Genomic DNA, 18,135 nt, shown 5'->3' with positions numbered 1-18,135 from the left:
AGATTAATCACTTTTAAGAATATTGACTTTACTGCTTAAAGAATGAATCGTCTCCGATTAGCAATCTTTAAAGAATAAGAGAAGTTTCCACAGTTTAAAATTACATTAAAGCTATTGCGGAAAGCTTAGAATCACGGTGATGTCATCACGGAATGTTTAAAATTTCAATGATGTCATCGTTTGAAGACCTTGAACCGCTAATATCATGACAAAGCACTGAGATCATAAAAAAACCCTCCTTGTAGCCACATTAACAAGGAAGGTCTTTTTTTGATATGAAAGGAATCTCTTAGCCCTTATTCTAATATGAATTCCTTTACTCTTTTAGAACTTGTCAGAGACAAATTGTTTAATTCCTTGCTTAAGATCGCCTCATTCTCTTCTTCCATCGTACACATAGGACTTCTGAAATTTAATGAGATAAGACCCATTTGATGTAATGCTGTTTTTACAGGAATCGGATTCGTTTCTATGAAATTCAGCTTCATTAATTCATAGTACTTGTAATGCAAATTACGAGCGATTTCTATTTCTCCGTTTAGACCCGCATTCAGCATCTGGCTGAAAACTTTAGGGATCTGATTAGCCACTACAGATATACATCCGTCGCCACCTATTAACACAGTATTAAGCGCCAGACTATCATCTCCTGAATAAACTAGGAATCCACTAGGTCTGTTCTGAATCAAATCCATGATTTTTTCCATGGATCCTGACGCTTCTTTTATGCCTATTATCGTTCTATGTCTCCTAGCTAATTCTAATATGATATCCGTAGGGATATTAGATGCCGTCCTTCCTGGAACATTGTAAATGATGATCGGAAGCGACGTGGAAGTGGCAATACTTCCAAAATATTCTAGCAAACCTTTAGCCGTCGGTTTGTTGTAATACGGACTTACCACTAAAAGACCATCTACTCCGTTATATTCGGCAATCTGTGATCTAATGATGGCCTGGTCTGTGCTATTAGACCCAGTTCCTGCAATAACTGGAATAGCACCATTGACCTGATCCACCACGAATTTTGTTATGCTATCAAATTCTTCAAGTGTAATACATGGTGATTCTGCTGTTGTTCCATTAACTAGAATTCCAGACGTCCCGTTTTCTAGATGAAAATTGATCAACTGACTTAACGCAGGATAATCAATACCGCCATCATTTTCGAATGGTGTTACCAATGCTACTATAGAGCCTCTTAATTTTTTCATACTATAAAACTAATGGTAGAAAAAAGGATAAAGAATAAATTGGAAGAATAAAACTATAATTTAACTTTGTGTGAAATATTTAACATGATCACCACAGCACAGATAGTTGAAAAGATATTAAGTCGTTCTCCTTTTATGAAAGAAGCGATCCATGAAGGCTTGGTGAATGTATCATCGCTTGCTCGAAAAATCCAACCGGAAGTTGAGCAGCAATTGCGGAAGCCAGTAAGATCCGGTGCAATCATTATGGCTATCAATAGAATTCATGTTGATAAGAATTTCAAATACCAAAACCGCTTGAAGGCTTATATCGCTAAGCTCGGCGACCTGATCGTGAAAACGAATCTTACCATTTATACCTATGCGAATACGAAAACACTTTCCAGTAGCCAGCTGAATTTATTTAATCATATAGAGAATGACATGGATGCCTTTTGCACCTTCTCTCAAGGAGTATCAGAGCGTACACTTTTGGTTAACGAAAAGATAGAAGGAATAGTGGAGGACTATTTCAAAGAGGAAGTTCTGATTTCTAGAATGCCAGATCTTTCATCAATTACCATCAAACTGGCACAGGAAAGTACGGAGATCTCAGGAATCTATTATTACATACTCAAGCAACTGGCGTGGGAAAATGTACCATTAGTAGAGGTGCTTTCCACAACGAACGAATTTACATTGATCATGGAAAACCAATATGTAGAGCAAGGGATTTCGTTACTTATGAACATGAAAAGAGGCTGATACGATTAGGTATCAACCTCCTGTGGAATTATTATTCTGCTTTATTTACGCTCAGTCAATTATGATTTAAAGTCTTCTTCTAGCTCTTCGAAAAAGTCATTTGTGTCTTCTTTAAATTCTGACCAGTTATCTTTCGCATTTTGCTGGAAACGTTTCATCCTCTCGTTTAGATTTGCCCTAGCTTCTTTCCATTCTTCTCTTTCTTCTGCTAGATCTTCTTTCATTTCCTCACTGGCATTTTCCATCTTCGCATTGATTTCAGCGATTTCATTATCTATTCTTTCGCCGAACCGCTCCATTTTGGATTCGAAATCATTTCTGTCTTCATCGATTTCTAATGAAATTTCTTTATCTCCTAACTTCATGGAGGCTTTTTCATCGTTGTCGCATGATGCAAGAGCAAACACACTAAGTCCTGCAATCATTAAAATTTTTAAGTATTTCATCTTTTAATTTTTTCTTTCCATACGCGATGAGGCTTCCTTTTGTTCGATATCACAACATATTTTTTTAGTGCCAATGCTTTTGCTATGGAATCAAGAAGCTGAATTATTTGATTGGAATGCAAGAATTTATTAGGGGAAAAGTTCTATTTGTTTAGAAAAGAAGTCACACGACCTTCTTTAACATCCGTCGTCGGTTTTATTTGGTAAGTCCCGACGATACCTAAGTGATTAGAGGTTGAATCAGAGATATCTCTGAAACTGGTGCACTCTAGTTTATTGCTATAAAAGATATGGTCATACGGTACATTAAGCAAATTCTGAGAAACATCACGCCGGCTATTTTCTAGTTGAGCTTGCTCTCTGAAATGTACGATTTCATTAGACCAATATACTAGATTGAAATCACCCAAGACAATACTAGGAGAAGGGAGCGAAGAAATTTTATTTGCGATCGTTTGCAAATGTTTCTTAGCTCTTTCATTTAGTCTCTTGCCTAAAGGAGGCAGAACATGTGCGCTTATGATATTTATATTGTTGTTTTCAGAAACATTAATATTGACCATCTGATGTGGAATTTCATCGTAGTGAAATGTATCATACTCTACAATAGGAAATTTAGAGAAGATTTCCATCCCATAAGGATCTATCCTTACATTTCTCGCACTGTATGGATATAGTGCTTTCAGATTATTATTGAGGTACATGTCCCAGTCTGGAGTAACTTCCTGGAATGAAACGATATCCGCATCTGATGAAATAACAGCTTCCAGCATAGAAGCATACCCTAATGTGCTGGACGAAGTATTAAAGTGGGCAATAGAAACTTTCTCACTTTGATTGACTTTCGGTAGAATTAAATTGTTGTTCGAGGATTGCTTCAGAAACAAACATAACATTCCACAGCAAGCAAAACTCGTTAACAATAATCGCTTTTCACTAATGATCAGAAACAGAAATCCTAAGAACAAATAGCCTAACATTAACTGAACTGAAAAGTCAATACTCAGCTGTAAGAAAGGGACATTAAGACTGAAAATGGGCACGACTGCTATTGCAACAAGCAGAACCACGATCACATTCTTAATCAATTTCTTATTATACATATACTTCTTTACGAGGACAAAGATACTTTTAGATTGATGTTATTTCATGAGATTAGTCTAAGAAATCAGCCAGAATAGCTGGTTTTTTTACACCAACGACATTTGCTTGCTCATTATAAGCTTCTAAAACCACAAAATATATCCCAATATCGAGCCTTTCTCCATTTTCATTTAAGCCATCCCAAAACACAAATCCCTCTTCTGAGAATAATTCATTGTTGATTAAAGTTCTTACAAGCCTGCCATATTGATCATAAATGTCAATATCCACTTGATAGCCATTTCCAGGTAATTTATAATTGATAATCAGTTGATCATCGACTCCATCTTGATTTGGCGAGAATGTTTTGCTTTCAAAGCTTAATAATTCTTCATTGCCAATGTTTGGATTCCTAAATACTGAATTTTGATAACCAGGCGTAGCAAATAAGGAAGCAGAAGAAGCAGAAAACCACTTGTCATCGAAAGGAGAAATTCGTTCTAGACTTACACCGTTGAAATCATCCAACTGCTGAAAGTGCTGTGATTCCTCATAATCATAAGAATCAATGATCTCACCCGAAATACTATTAACGATCTGCACATTACCATCTTCGTTATTAAATGAAGGTAGATCTACGTTAAGGAAATTTGCACTATCTGGTGTTTCATATCGGTCTTTTAGATATTGTATATCTTCAGTAAAACACAAATATGCACCAGGTTTTATGACGATGTCAGATCCTATAGGTTTCGATTCTAGCTTACTTGCATTATTAAGTTCTAAGTTACCTAGAAAGATATATTTGTCAGAAATGTTGATGATTTCTACAAAATCAGACCCACCAGTTTCAGGATTAAATAATATTTCATTTAAGGCCAGATCTCCTGCAATGGCTTCCTCTATCAGAAAGATATCGAAGTCATAAGATTGGCTAGTATTACCATTGATGTCAGAAATTCCTTTAATGGTCAATGTATGAGTCGTACCACTATTCAATGGGTTATCTAACTCGAGGGTAATCGCAGTTTCATTTTCACTCAATACTGCAGCAGTAACCCGTCCGCTATAATTCGAGATGGTGTAGTTAGAAAGATCTATTACTGAGGTGGATGCTAGCTTTTCATTGGCTTGAATATTCAGATGAGTTGCATCAATAATCTCAGCACTAATAATAATTGGTCCTTCTTTATCTAACTCATACTTTTTTATGCCAATGTTATCAAAGAAAAATTTGTCACTCCTAGAAGAAGTATAATTGCACTCTAGCTGAAAAATTTGATTTCCACTAAAGTCATAAGTATCATGAATAAATACCAATTCTTCAATTACGGCTTGGTTTTCAATATATGCGGTAGAAATACGCCATTCGCCATTAGGGAAATATAGCGCATTTACTTTTAAGAAAGCGGGATCGCTTCCTAAAGCAGCCAGCTCTCCTGAAGCAATAAGTTCTGGAATTCCTTCTGCTAAATGGTAAAAATTTAAAGCATCTGCAGCTCCATTTTCTCCGATTTCAATGAAATATCCACTTGCTTGATCAATATTTAGCTGGTCAATGGCTAAATAAATTCTTAACCTATTACTAGTAGAAGGTGAGAAATCCATCAGGGCTTCAAAATCCCATTGAATGGTATCCGCAAAATTAAGTTGTGTATACAGCGTGCTTTGATCGCCATCTGCAGCACTTAATTGCAGTTTTTCGTCATCATTCACCATGAAATCTTGTAAGTCACCTTCCCAGACTGGATTCGAATTCAAATCTGAATCGCTGAAATCGTCTAAAAATTGACCTAATAAATTAAGACATTGGCAAGAAAGGATGCATATGATTATAAAGTGTCTAATCAAGGCAGTATTTTTTGAAAAAATTTAAAATTGAGTATATATTTGCACCTAATATCAGAAAGACGGAAAATTACTAAATCTTTATTAAAAAACAACATATGAAATTAGCAGTAGTTGGAGTAACAGGAATGGTAGGGCAAGTAATGTTAGAAGTAATCGAAGAATCCAAATTAGAATATAGTGACATTTTAATGGTTGCATCCGAAAGATCGGTAGGAAAAAAAATTAGTTTCAAGGGCAAGGAATACACAGTTATCTCTATGCAAGATGCTGTTAATGAGCGTCCAGATGTTGCTATTTTTTCTGCAGGAGGATCAGCTTCATTAGAATGGGCGCCTAAATTTGCAGAGGTAGGAACTAGAGTTGTAGATAATTCTTCTGCATGGAGAATGGATCCAAGTAAAAAACTTGTCGTTCCTGAAATTAACGCTAGTGCAATTGGGAAAGATGATTACATCATTGCGAACCCTAATTGTTCTACTATTCAGATGGTGATGGCTTTAGCGCCGCTACACGAGAAATATAAAATAAAGAGGCTGGTTATTTCTACTTACCAATCGATAACTGGGACGGGAATGAAAGCCGTAGGTCAGTATGAATCAGAATTGGCAGGGGCAACAGGTGACTATGAGAAGGCATATCACTATAAAATTTTAGATAATTGTATTCCACATTGTGATGTTTTCCTTGAAAATGATTATACTAAGGAAGAAATGAAATTGGTCCATGAAACGAGAAAAATTTTAAAGGACGATGATATTCGGATAACAGCAACAGCAGTAAGAGTTCCAGTGCAAGGTGGACATTCGGAGGCCGTGAATGCTGAATTTGCCGAAGATTTTGAAATTAATGAAGTAAAAAGCATCTTAAATAATACAGAAGGCGTTATTGTATTAGATGATGTTGTGAAAAATGTTTATCCAATGCCTCTTTATGCCAAACATAAAGACGAAGTTTTTGTTGGAAGACTTAGAAGAGACGAATCACAGGAAAACACCTTGAATATGTGGATAGTTTCTGATAATTTGCGAAAAGGCGCAGCTACGAACGCAGTACAAATTGTACAATACTTGAAAAAAGAAGGTCTGGTGGGTTAAGGTCCTCTACGATTTTCTGTAATACATATGATATGAAAACGAAAATTGTTATTTGGGGAGCTAACGAGAAAGATGAAAAAATTCTTGTTGGAATTGAATTAATTGAAGCGGAGAACATGGTGAAAATCTATGTGTTCCCTGAATCAGAGGCTAAGGAAGATTTTTATAACCAAATGATTAATGAATGGAGAGTGGGCAATCCTGTTGTCTTTCCAGAAAATCACACCGTTATAGATAGACCGCTTTCTGTCACAGAAACGCTACTTCCAGACAATATTAAGATTACTAGATCGGATGTTGTGAATCGTGCGAAAGCAGAATGGCATTTTGTTGTCTTGTCTTCGAAATTATACCAATTGTACCAAAGTGAACTAGCTGAAATTAAGGAAAAGGTTAGTAATCTTGAAGTCTATGATAAAAATGTCTGGGATGAGCTAAAAGATTTTTGGCAGAAAGTGCAAGGACAAGTTTATGATAAAAACCTGTTCCGTGAACATTCTAAAGAATTACAGGATGAAACCAATGCGCTTTTCGATAAGTTGAAAAGATTTCGTAAAAAATTCGATGAGAAATTTAAGGAAGAATCTAAGGAAAGAGCAGCTGTTTTTAATGAAAAGTTAGATACCATTAGTAAGAAACTTTCTGATGGTTTAGGCTTACAGCCGCTTTGGAATGAAATGAAGTCTATTCAAACCAAATTCAGAAATGAGAAATTATCGAAAGGAGATCGAAATGAAATTTGGAATAAAATAGATCGACTTTTTAAAGAAATTAAAGAGAAAAAATATGGTTCTAAAGATGGCGGTGGTCAAAACAACGCATTAGAAAGAATCGAGAATAGATACAAAGGATTGCTCTCTGCAATTAAGAAAATGGAGAATTCCATTAAGTGGGATAAGAAAGATATGAAGTTTCAGAACGAAAGAGCGGAAGGGACTTTTGGGCAGCTTGAAAAAGAATTACGTGGTGCGAAAATGAAAATGATCGAGGAGCGAGTGAATTCTAAAGAAATGAAGCTTGCGGAAATGAATAAAACAAAGGTTATGCTCGAACAGAAGATAGCCAATGAAAAAGAGAAGATTGCGAAAATCGAGGAGTCCAAGAAAATAAAAGCTAAAGAAGCAGAATTAAAAGCAAAAGTAAAGCAAGATATCCTAGAGAAAAATCAACTCCTGAAAGAAAAAATGGGAGATGGTGTAGAAGCGACCGTAAAAGAGAAAGTAGTAACTCCACCGGTAAATATCGAAGATTTGGTCAGTGCTGCTAGTGCAAAAGAACCAGTAAGAGAGGAATTTGCGAGTACAGAAGCTTCTAGTGAAGTGGAAAAATCAGTAACTGAGAAAGTAGAGAAAGCAACGGAAAGTGTTGAAGAGAAAACAGTAATTCCAAGTGTCGAAACGGTAAGTACTCCTGAGGCAGTGACTGAAGAAGTTGATGATAGAAGTGTAGGTGAAAAAATACGTGATATTGCAGAAGATGCTGTTGATTCAGTTCAGGCGGTTGGAAAAGTTATTAGCGACCGTGTTTCTAAAGCGATCGATAATATAACAGAAGAAGAATAATTGTTATTTTCGCACAATGGCGGATAGTGATGATATTATTTTTGGTAGAAATCCTGTAATTGAGGCTATTCAAGCCAATAAAGAAATAGACAAGGTTCTGATTCTCAAGACTATTCGAGGTCCTTTCGAGAAGGATGTACGTAAGTTGTGTAAAGAACTAGATATTCCACTCCAGTATGTGCCTAGTCATAAGCTGGATAAAATAACGCGTAAGAATCATCAGGGCATCATTGCATTTGCATCTCTTGTTGAGTACCAAACCATCGAAAACTTAATTCCTCATCTTTATGAAAAAGGAGAGTCACCAATAATTGTGATCCTCGATGGCGTTACGGATGTGCGGAATTTCGGAGCGATCGCAAGGTCTGCGGAAGTTTTCGGAGTGCATGGTATGGTTATAGGGGAGAAGAATTCAGCTAGAATAAATCATGATGCTTTTAAGACCTCAGCAGGCGCAATATTAAGAATACCTATTTGCAGAGAAAAAAGCCTGTCAAATACAGTAGAATACTTGAGGAGTTCAGGTTTTCAGATATTTGCAACAGATCTAAATACAGACCATTACATTTCAGATATTAATTTTAATCAACCTTGTGCTATTATAATGGGTTCTGAAGGAGATGGTGTCAGTAGTAATTTATTGCAATTATGTGATGAGAAGTTTAAAATTCCTCAAGTAGGAGAGACGGATTCATTGAACGTATCTGTTGCTTCAGGTGTTATTATGTACGAAGTATTAAAACAAAGAACAAGTAAATAAATATGAATAAATTATTTTTAGGGGTTATTGTTATGATTTTGCTATCAATTGGCGCATGCAATACGACAAAGAAGTCTGCAGGTCAGAGCAATAAAGAAGTGAAAACAAGCACTGTTGAATCTAATGCCATTGCATATGAGAAATTAGAAAATGCACTTTTATGGAAAATTAGTGGAAATGGGGTGGAATCACCTTCATATCTATATGGTACTATTCATATAATACCTTCGGAAGAGTATTTTTTACCAGAAGGAACACTTGAGGCAATTGGGAAATCGAAAAAGATGTATTTCGAAATTGACATGAAAGAAATGAATGATGTCAGCAAACAAATGGGACTGTTGAATCAAGCTTTCATGAAAGATGATCTAACGTTGAAAGATTTGTATACGGAAGAAGAGTATAAGAAAGTGAAAGATCATTTCGAGAAAATGGGTATTCCATTATTTTTTATGGAAAGAATGAAGCCGATGTTGCTTACTGTTTTTGCATCAGGTGATATCGATCCTGGTGACCTTCAGTCAGGTAAAGCGAAGTCATATGAAATGGAGTTTTACGAAATCGCGAAGGATGCGAAAAAAGAAACTGGTGGTCTAGAAACGATAGAATACCAGATGAGTGTTTTCGATAGTATTCCTTATGAAGAGCAAGCAGATATGTTGCTAGAAACGATTGAGATGGGTGATGCAAGTAACGGAAGTATGCAGAAGATGATCGAAATTTATAAGCAGCAGGATATAGAGGGCATGCAGGATATGTTCAAGGAAGAAGAGAGTGGAGTAGAAGGACACGAAGATGTACTTTTAACGAATAGAAATAAAAATTGGATTCCAGTTATTTCAGAAGCGATGAAAGGGGGGACAACCTTTTTTGCAGTAGGAGCAGGACACTTAGGAGGTCCTCAAGGTGTGATTCACTTGCTAAAAGAAGCAGGATTTACATTAGAAGCTGTTAAATAGCATGAGTCAAATCATTTCCGTTAGAGGTTTTACGCCTAAGGTACCTGAAAGTTGTTTTATCGCTGATAATTCTCGGATTATTGGTGATGTAGAAATGGGAGAGAATTGCAGTGTGTGGTATAATGCTGTAATTCGCGGCGATGTGAACAGCATAAGAATTGGAAATAAAGTAAATATTCAAGATGGTGCAATAATTCATTGCACCTATGAAAAGGCGGGTACATTTATAGGTGACAATGTATCTATCGGTCACCAAGCCATGGTCCATGGATGTACTATTAAGAACAATGTGCTAGTAGGAATGGGAGCCATAATCATGGATAAGGCAGTTGTAGAAGAAAATGTACTTATTGCTGCTGGTGCTGTTGTATTAGAGAACTCTCATCTAGAATCGGGCTACATCTATGGTGGCGTGCCTGCTAAGCGATTAAAAAAACTCGACGAAGAAAGTATGCAATTTCATATCACGCGTACGGCTGATAACTACGTAAAGTATTCTGGTTGGTTCAAGGACGAAGAATAGGCTAAGTCTTTTCTTCATGGAAATAACAAAAGCAGAATGCTTCTCCGTTATTATCCCTTTACGATGTATTCCTAATTCTTAATCAAGCGTTAAGAAATTGATGTATTAGCTTAACGGTGAAATTTTAGCTTAGGTTTCAGAGCGGTGATTTTTTGGTACTTTTTTATTGCAGAAAAAAGGACATGAATCTTCCATAAACGGTTTAGCAGTCCTTTCGTTGCACTACAGGTTTACAAGTCCATTTATTCAGATAATTGTATCTAGAATGAACCGCGAAAGCGGGAGGGTATGCCAGAGCGACCCCATAAATGTTTATCATAAACTACTTCGTTGCTACTTCTTCTCTGTCAATCTTTCCTCGAAGTATCCAACTTTAACAATTGGCGATCACAACCTTAAGCAAAGTAGGCACAAATAGAAAGAGCGCCTTGAAAGATAAGCGTTAAGAAATTAATGCATGAGCTAGGAAGAAAGTGCAAATAACTGTTAGACGACCGTAGGGAGGAGTTTTATTTGCAGCGGGTTGCCGCATTGATTTTAGCTTAGGTTTCAGAGCGGTGATTTTTTGGTACTTTTTTATTGCAGAAAAAAGGACATATATCTCCCATAAACGGCTTAGTAGTCCTTTCGTTGCACTACAGGTTTACCAGTCTATTTATTCAACCGTTGCTACTTCTTCGCTATCAACCTTTCCTCGAAGTATCCAACTTTAAATATAAGCGTTCACAACCTTAAGCAAAGTAGGCACAAATAGAAAGATCGCCTTGAAAGATAAGCGTTAAGAAATTAATGCATGAGCTAGGAAGAAAATGCAAATAACTGTTAGACGAACGTAGGGAGGAGTTTTATTTGCAGCGGGTTGCCGCATTGATTTTAGCTTAGGTTTCAGAGCGGTGATTTTTTGGTACTTTTTTATTGCAGAAAAAAGGACATATATCTCCCATAAACGGCTTAGCGGTCCTTTCGTTGCACTACAGGTTTACCAGTCCATTTATTCAACTAATTGTATCTAGAATCAGCCGCGAAAGCGGGAGGGTATGCAAGAGCGATTCACTATGAATGTTTATCATAAACAATTTCGTTGCTACTTCTTCGCTATCAACCTTTCCTCGAAGAATCCAACTTTAAATATAAGCGTTCACAACCTTAAGCAAAGTAGGCACAAATAGAAAGATCGCCTTGAAAGATAAGCGTTAAGAAATTAATGCATGAGCTCGGATGAAAATGCAAATAACTGTTAGACGACCGCAGGGAGGAGTTTTATTTGCAGCGGGTTGCCGCATTGATTTTAGCTTAGGTTTCAGAGCGGTGATTTTTTGGTACTTTTTTATCGCAGAAAAAAGCACATATATCTCCCATAAACGGCTTAGTAGTCCTTTCGTTGCACTACAGGTTTACAAGTCCATTTATTCAACTAATTGTATCTAGAATGAACCGCGAAAGCGGGAGGGTATGCAAGAGCGATACCCCTTAAATGCTAATTATAATTTCGCTCTAACAGCTTCAGTAAGATCTTCAGAAGACTCGAAAATGAATTCGTTAACTCTGAAAGAGTCAAGTACGACAGTGCTTGAAACGAATGAACCGCGGAAGCGGTAGGGTATGCAAGAGCGATACCCAAAGAATATTAATTATAACTTCGCTCTAACAGCTTCAGTAAGATCTTCAGAAGACTCGAAAAGTATCGCTCCAAGACCACTATCGAAAATCATCGTATAGCCATTATCTTTTCCGTATTGCTCGATCACATTTCTTACTTTATCAAAAATAGGATCATACAACTCTTTTCTCTTCTCCGTAACTTTACGCTGCACTTCTTGCTGATATACCTGAATAGACTGTTGTTCTTGCTGTAGAGAAGCTTCTATTTCTTGAGCTTGAATCTGAGAAAGAGTCCCAGTATTTACTTTAGCTTGATAGTCTTGATAATTCTTTTGGAAGTCCGTAACCAAGTCCTCACCTATCTTAGCAAGTTGCTGCTGATAAGTTTGCAATTCAGAATCTGCACTCTTTATAGAAGGCAATTCAGACATTAATTCTGCTGAATTAAGATGGCCAAATTTCTGAGCCGATGCTGAAAATGTTACTGCAAATACTAATGCTGCAGCGAAAAATAGTTTTGTTATTATACTTGAATACTTCATTCGAAATTATATCTTTTTTATAAGGACGCAAAAATAGCTTTACTGTAGCGGAAAAACTAATTCTTTAACCAAACTTTAAGAAAAAACAGACTCTAAAACGATAAAAGACCTTGCTTAGCAAGGTCTTTTATAAATATTCTTCTAGAAGTCTAGACTTTCTAATTAATCTTTGTTAGATTTTCTTTCTAATATTGGCTCTTTCTTAGGCTCCTCGATTTCTCTCATATTTTCCTTAATTTCAGATTCAATGTTTGCTTTAGCACTATTGAATTCCTTTATACCTTTTCCTAATCCTTTCATTAATTCTGGAATTTTCTTTCCTCCGAAAAGTAATAAAACGACTAAAACGATCAGAACTATTTCTGGTGCTCCTAAATTAAATATTAATAGTGTGGTATTCATCTTTTTTATTTTTATCAAAGTTACAACGAAAAAACAAGGATATCAAAGTATTAATTCCCCAATTCGCTTTTGTTTTGTCTCAATTACTTCTTTAACCCTATTTCTCTTAGTCTTTCGTCTAAATATTCTCCTGCTGTAATAGGTTCATAGTTTAGTGGTCTCTCCTCTGTAACCGTATCCTGCAGACAAGTTAGATCCATTTCACTTACTGGATGCAAAAAGAAAGGAATAGACAATCTCGGTTTATGCCATTCAGCTTTCGGAGGGTTAACAACTCTGTGAGTTGTAGAAATTAAATAGTTATTTGTTAATCGCTGTAACATATCACCCACATTAATTACGATTTCACCTTCTCCAGGCACAACATCGAGCCATTCTTTCTGCGCATTTAGAACCTGCAGCCCTCCTGCTGAAGCTCCCACTAACAATGTTATCAAATTAATGTCTTCATGTTGCTCTGCTCTTATCGCATTTTTAGGCTCTTCGGTAATCGGCGGATAATGGATCGCTCTTAAAATGCTATTACCCTTCGTAATCTTAGGATCAAAATAATTTTCATCAAGTCCTAGATGTATAGCAATTGCTCTTAGTAGAGCACCACCTGATTTTTCGAATGCTTTGTAAAGCCCCTTTCCTAATTCATAAAAACCTTCTACTTCTTTCACATCAGGATTATCTGGATACTCTGGCTTTCTTGGGTCGTCCTTACTCACAAATTGACCTATCTGAAAAAACTCTTTCAAATCCGCAACCTGAGACTGTTTAGCATGTTCTTTTCCGAATGAAGTATAACCTCGCTGACCAGCCATATCCTTAATCTCATATGATCTCTTCGTCTCGACAGGTAGGGAGAAAAAAGCTTTAGAAGCTTTGTAAAAATCATCCACTAAATCCTTAGGAATGCCATGATTAATAACTCCCACAAATCCAACTTCGTGAAATGCAGAACCTAATTCAGCAACGAAAGCAGTTCTATCTGCTTCACTTCCTTTGGTAAATTTTTCAAGGTCAACTAATGGTATTGCTCTTTTTCCCATGTTATTTTCTTGGTTTAAATTTTGATTCATTCAATATTTTCTGCGCATCCTTCTCATTTACTAAATCTTGGATAAAGTAATTGGATTGCCTTTTCATGAAGGCATCCACAATTTTCCATCCTAAATAGTTGGCCGTTCTTCCTGGTGCTTCGTTAGGCATACCAGGTGAATTTGGCGAAGGATTGACTAATTTATTGATTTTATTAATATCTGACTCATAAAAGAGATCTTCTTTTAATAAGTAAGCCCACATTTCTACTTGATTATCTTCTACCCAAGACATTTGATCAGTCGTATATTCGATGATAACGGAATCTGGAGTCGTTGGTAGCAAACGATCTAGAATATATAATTTCTTACCATTGTGAATCATTTTTTCTAGCAGATTGTTTCCAGTATTTTCACCGAGAATATCCTCTACTAACGCTCCGATACTTCTCTTTACGAGATGTGTCTTGTCGAATCTTCTGATTAAATATTGAGAGAAAGCTGGATTGTTAGGGATAAACTGTGCATATGGATAATCGCCACCTAGGAAAAGATCTAAACCTATTCCTAAAGCATCCTTGCCATCTTCATCAGAAAAGACAAATCTCTGAATGCCATATTCAGAAATAAAAGTATATAAATCAGGTACATCGCGTTCTGGAAAGTAATACTTATAAAATTGAAATGCTTCTTCGAAGTCTTTAGTTAGGCTAGAGAAATCTCCATACTGGATCTGAGTTGCCTGGTACAGTAAATTAATGTTACTATCGGTTATAAATCCTGTAATATTCTCTTCCTGATTCTGAGTGAAACCCATGATGTTATTCAGGTAGATTTCCATGAATGCAGGATGTTGAAGAAAAACTTCTTGCAGATTATTGGTGTCCGCACTCATGATATCTTGCTCTATTCGATATAAATTAAATGAACCATCGATATCACTTACATTGGGAATTTCTTCCTGATCAGTCCCGCATGAAAACAACAGAAGCATAGTTACTATGGAAAAAATATAAATCTTCATACTCTTCATATATCAAAAACCGTACACATTTTGATCTAGAGCTCAATTAGTTCAAAACGACCTCATAATTCAAGCTCATTAAGATCTCAAAAACATGATGTTAATCTTGCTGGCCGAATACTTTTTTCAGTAAATCGGAGCTTCTTTGATCGATGTCATTTCTAATACCTTCCTCCTTCACTGCGATCAATGAAAATAGACCGTCAAGTGCTTTGTTGTTAACGTGATCGTCTAATTCAGGATTAACTTTTTTGACAAATGGGATTTTGTTATAAGCGTCGACTGCAGTTTTCCAGTAAGTTCTAGCATTCACTTCATCTAAAGCAGAAACGATTACAGGCATAAATTCCTTGTATAGTGATTGCTTGCTTTTTCCTTTAAGATAGACAGTTGCTGCGTCATCTTCTCCTTGCAGTATATTCATAGCATCATCGAAGCTGATTGATTTCACAGCATCGACAAAAATTGGTGTGGCTTTCTTAGCAGCGAGTTCTGCTGCTTTATTCATCTTTAGAATTAATTCTTGTTCGATGTTTTCGAAGCCGGGTACCATTTTTAGTTTGCCAATAACTTTTTGTGCTTCTTCTGGAATCTGAATTTTATAGGCTGAGGCTAAGTAGCCATCTTCAGCAGATAATTTAGAAACAGCTTCTTCGATTCCGTTATCCAATGCTTCTTTTAATCCGTTAGCTACTTCATCCTTCGATAGTGGATTTTCTCCTGCTAATACTTTCTTCCCTTTGTCTACGAGTTTGCTAAGATTAATCTGTGCATTCATTGAGGTTAATGTCAATGTAGATAATAGAATCAATGCTAAAAGTCTCATAATATTTATTTTTTACATTCATTTAACAGAATGAAACGTCATTTGATTCGAAATAAACTACTAAAGTTGTGTTAAAACTTTTGCACAGAACGATAGTAAATGCCTATCACATTATATCTACTACCTTTTATTAATCTCTTTCTTGACTTTATCTAAATTTTTTTGATAGAATTCGAGATCACGATCTTCTTGCTTGGAAGCTAAATCAACTGCTTGCTGATAACTTAGCAATGAAGTGTCCAAGTCTCCTTTTATTAACAGAACCTCGCCATAGCTGTCGTAGGCATTTGGAGATTCGGGGAATAATTTTGTATTTGCCAAAAATAGGACTTCAGCAACGTCTGTTTTTTCAAATTCCATTAAATACATGTAACCCAAACTATTAATATTATATTCTTCTAGATATCGATTTTCGACGCATTTTTCAAGAGTAGTTAAAATCAATTTATGAGATTTTTCAGGCGTATATTCATCAAGCATTCCATATAGATGTTTCAGCGTTTCGGTCATTTTTTTATTAGACTCATTTCTATATTTTTCAGCTGCTATCTTGGCCAATTCATGAGCTTTTTCTTTTGCATTTTCGATTTCTGATTTGATTTCTGGTATAACTCCAACACCTTCCCAATTAGTTTTCGTAATAGGGTTAATCGCCCGGCCCGTAGGAATAAATACACCTAGATCATCATTAATTAGTTGGGTGCCTCCTGGGTTTGCACCTCCTCCTGAGGTTTGCCCAATTAAAGTAGCTCTTTTTTGCGTCTGCATATTGTAAGAAAATTCCTCAGCTGCTGAAAAAGTCCTTTCACTGGTAATTACAAACAAAGGTACTTCTGGCATTTTCTTTCCTCCCACTTTATCAAGAGTCCAATATTCCCGAGTTACATCTCCTTCCCTATAATAAAGACTATTCAAGTGTATGTGTTTGTCAAAAAAGTAACTACATAGATATTGTACCATCTCAGGACTTCCTCCTCCATTTTTACTTAGGTCAATAATTACTGCATCTGTCTCTGCCATCAGTTTCATATAACTGTCAACTTTTGATTTCCCACGTTCCAATCCTGCAAAACCTCTCAAGTCAAGATATCCAATGTTCCCATCTAAAATTTCAACAGTTCGGATTCCCAAATTCCCCATCCTTGATCTATTCAAAAGCTCTACTCTTTCTTCGATCATCCTTTCTGGAGAATTTTCTTGAGCTATATATGGTCTATTTTTTCTTATCCTCATATGTTTATCCTTGTTGATCTTTTGAACTGATTCGGTTAATGCATCTGCAAAACTATCCAGGTCATTAAATTTATCAAAGTGACCTTCTTCGAATTGATTTGTTAGAAAAGTTGCTGTTTTCTTAGCTACTTCTGGAAATACATAATAGTCATTCATTAATTCATTAAGCCTATCTATGGCAGCTTCTTTGTATGCTTTATTAAGTGTATTTGTCTGTGAATTATAAGATTCTATATGAAGAACTAGTATGCTAATTACGAGTAAGATTTTGATAATTAATTTCATTTCGGATTTAATATTAGTTCCTCAAATGTAAATTATTAAATGCCTAAATAATTGTAAAAAAGTTAAGCTTGCTTATTTGGGATCATACTGGTTGCTGAACCTTCTTGAAATGTTATGATGAGCAAGTTTGAATATTTCTGGCTTTTCATTGAAAAATTTACGTGGAGTTAAAGAGAAGATCTGTTTGAAATCTTTAATAAAGTGGGCTTGATCGTAAAATCCTGCCTGCAAGCTCATCTCAGTGAGGCTCAATTGTGGATTTTCTGCTTTTAATTGAAGCACATAATTCATCCTCCATATTTGGGAAACTTTCTTAGGTGTGAGTCCTACTTTATTGATAAAATGGTTTCTCAGCGTCACCTTACTTACTCCAAATTCAGAAAAGAGCTCACTAATCTTCATAGCTCCCTTTCGGTCCATTATAAAATTTAATTGTGCTCTTAATTTCTCATCTACTCTGAGTGAATCTTTAAAAAAGATAAACATTAATTCATCAAATTGCTTGAAAAGTGTTTCATGATCGTCCTTCATGTTAATTTTCTCAATCAGAGACACCATCTGCGATTTTAAGGGGAACCATTCCTTTAGTGCTATAAAATCGTCGTTAAGAAGATATGCTGGTTGTTGAATTTTCTTTGAAAAGGCAAATGGTTTGAATCTTATTCCAAGAAGATTGATAGGGTGTTTTGATTTTATAATAATACTACTATTCGTCTGACCGAAAAATGTACCACCTGGTTTTAAGTGTTTCCAATGAACATTTGCTTTTGATTTAACAAGGCAAGGTCGTTCAGAAAAAATGATATTAAATGTGCAGGTAGGCAAGAGAAGCTCGATTTCTTGAGTATCAGAATTCACAGTTTTAATTTGCCAATAACTTTCTATATGGTTCGTAAAAATGTTGTCAGGAAGTGCCTCAATGTAATGCATTCGTAATTCTATCTTATTTTATAACGAAAA

17 protein-coding genes are annotated in these 18,135 nt (G+C 35.9%); 6 read left to right on the top strand and 11 right to left on the bottom strand.

Translation table 11 applies throughout. The features are described from left to right. Nucleotides 1-296: 296 nt before the first annotated feature. Nucleotides 297-1,214: a 4-hydroxy-tetrahydrodipicolinate synthase gene (dapA, locus tag L2586_RS03945; RefSeq protein WP_235291487.1), complete on the bottom strand. Its 918-nt coding sequence runs from the start codon at nucleotides 1,212-1,214 to the stop codon at nucleotides 297-299. A gap of 84 nt (nucleotides 1,215-1,298) precedes the next feature. Between dapA and L2586_RS03940 the strand changes: the two genes are divergently transcribed. Next, complete coding sequence (locus tag L2586_RS03940; protein ID WP_235291486.1) at nucleotides 1,299-1,958, top strand: hypothetical protein; 660 nt, start codon at nucleotides 1,299-1,301, stop codon at nucleotides 1,956-1,958. 59 nt (nucleotides 1,959-2,017) lie between these two features. Here L2586_RS03940 and L2586_RS03935 read toward each other — a convergent pair whose 3' ends face one another. The 3 genes from L2586_RS03935 to L2586_RS03925 form a co-directional block, all read right to left on the bottom strand. Next, nucleotides 2,018-2,404, bottom strand: a complete 387-nt coding sequence (locus L2586_RS03935; RefSeq protein WP_235291485.1) for a C50 family peptidase — start codon at nucleotides 2,402-2,404, stop codon at nucleotides 2,018-2,020. A gap of 143 nt (nucleotides 2,405-2,547) precedes the next feature. After that, entirely contained in the window at nucleotides 2,548-3,507 is a 960-nt protein-coding gene (locus tag L2586_RS03930; protein WP_235291484.1) for an endonuclease/exonuclease/phosphatase family protein, read from the bottom strand. Between the two features lie 52 nt (nucleotides 3,508-3,559). Beyond that, nucleotides 3,560-5,338: a T9SS type B sorting domain-containing protein gene (locus L2586_RS03925; protein WP_235291483.1), complete on the bottom strand. Its 1,779-nt coding sequence runs from the start codon at nucleotides 5,336-5,338 to the stop codon at nucleotides 3,560-3,562. 95 nt (nucleotides 5,339-5,433) lie between these two features. Between L2586_RS03925 and L2586_RS03920 the strand changes: the two genes are divergently transcribed. The 5 genes from L2586_RS03920 to L2586_RS03900 are packed head-to-tail and all read left to right on the top strand — an operon-like array spanning nucleotide 5,434 to nucleotide 10,236. Beyond that, nucleotides 5,434-6,432, top strand: coding sequence for an aspartate-semialdehyde dehydrogenase (locus tag L2586_RS03920; RefSeq protein WP_235291482.1), 999 nt, complete (start codon nucleotides 5,434-5,436; stop codon nucleotides 6,430-6,432). Between the two features lie 32 nt (nucleotides 6,433-6,464). Continuing rightward, entirely contained in the window at nucleotides 6,465-7,994 is a 1,530-nt protein-coding gene (locus L2586_RS03915) for a ring-infected erythrocyte surface antigen domain-containing protein (RefSeq protein ID WP_235291481.1), read from the top strand. 16 nt (nucleotides 7,995-8,010) lie between these two features. Further along, the gene (gene rlmB, locus L2586_RS03910; RefSeq protein ID WP_235291480.1) at nucleotides 8,011-8,754 is read left to right on the top strand and encodes a 23S rRNA (guanosine(2251)-2'-O)-methyltransferase RlmB; all 744 of its coding nucleotides are present in this window, start codon (nucleotides 8,011-8,013) and stop codon (nucleotides 8,752-8,754) included. A gap of 2 nt (nucleotides 8,755-8,756) precedes the next feature. Further along, nucleotides 8,757-9,713, top strand: coding sequence for a TraB/GumN family protein (locus tag L2586_RS03905; RefSeq protein ID WP_235291479.1), 957 nt, complete (start codon nucleotides 8,757-8,759; stop codon nucleotides 9,711-9,713). A gap of 1 nt (nucleotide 9,714) precedes the next feature. Further along, on the top strand, nucleotides 9,715-10,236 hold the full coding sequence (locus tag L2586_RS03900) for a gamma carbonic anhydrase family protein (RefSeq protein ID WP_235291478.1): 522 nt from the start codon (nucleotides 9,715-9,717) through the stop codon (nucleotides 10,234-10,236). A 1,631-nt stretch (nucleotides 10,237-11,867) separates the two neighbouring features. Here the strand turns inward: L2586_RS03900 and L2586_RS03895 are convergent. The 7 genes from L2586_RS03895 to L2586_RS03865 form a co-directional block, all read right to left on the bottom strand. After that, nucleotides 11,868-12,380, bottom strand: coding sequence for an OmpH family outer membrane protein (locus tag L2586_RS03895; protein WP_235291477.1), 513 nt, complete (start codon nucleotides 12,378-12,380; stop codon nucleotides 11,868-11,870). A gap of 162 nt (nucleotides 12,381-12,542) precedes the next feature. Further along, nucleotides 12,543-12,782 (bottom strand): Sec-independent protein translocase subunit TatA/TatB, encoded by a 240-nt coding sequence (locus L2586_RS03890; RefSeq protein ID WP_235291476.1) that lies wholly within the window; start codon nucleotides 12,780-12,782, stop codon nucleotides 12,543-12,545. An 83-nt stretch (nucleotides 12,783-12,865) separates the two neighbouring features. Further along, nucleotides 12,866-13,849: an isopenicillin N synthase family dioxygenase gene (locus tag L2586_RS03885; protein ID WP_235291475.1), complete on the bottom strand. Its 984-nt coding sequence runs from the start codon at nucleotides 13,847-13,849 to the stop codon at nucleotides 12,866-12,868. Then, nucleotides 13,821-14,831 (bottom strand): gliding motility lipoprotein GldB, encoded by a 1,011-nt coding sequence (gldB, locus tag L2586_RS03880; protein WP_235291474.1) that lies wholly within the window; start codon nucleotides 14,829-14,831, stop codon nucleotides 13,821-13,823. Before gldB ends, L2586_RS03885 begins: the two co-directional genes overlap by 29 nt. Before the next feature lie 100 nt (nucleotides 14,832-14,931). Beyond that, nucleotides 14,932-15,657 carry a DUF4197 domain-containing protein gene (locus tag L2586_RS03875; protein ID WP_235291473.1) on the bottom strand — a complete coding sequence of 242 codons (726 nt, stop codon included), beginning with the start codon at nucleotides 15,655-15,657 and terminating at the stop codon, nucleotides 14,932-14,934. 120 nt (nucleotides 15,658-15,777) lie between these two features. Further along, a complete protein-coding gene (locus L2586_RS03870; RefSeq protein ID WP_235291472.1) occupies nucleotides 15,778-17,175 on the bottom strand; it encodes a S41 family peptidase in 1,398 nt (465 codons plus the stop codon). Nucleotides 17,176-17,247: 72 nt separating this feature from the next. Further along, nucleotides 17,248-18,105, bottom strand: a complete 858-nt coding sequence (locus L2586_RS03865) for a helix-turn-helix domain-containing protein (RefSeq protein ID WP_235291471.1) — start codon at nucleotides 18,103-18,105, stop codon at nucleotides 17,248-17,250. Nucleotides 18,106-18,135: the final 30 nt, after the last annotated feature.

The organism is Portibacter lacus, assembly GCF_021533215.1.
In the GTDB taxonomy this organism is placed as follows: Bacteria; Bacteroidota; Bacteroidia; order Chitinophagales; family Saprospiraceae; genus Portibacter; species Portibacter lacus.
This window is presented reverse-complemented; position numbering and strand designations above follow the sequence as displayed.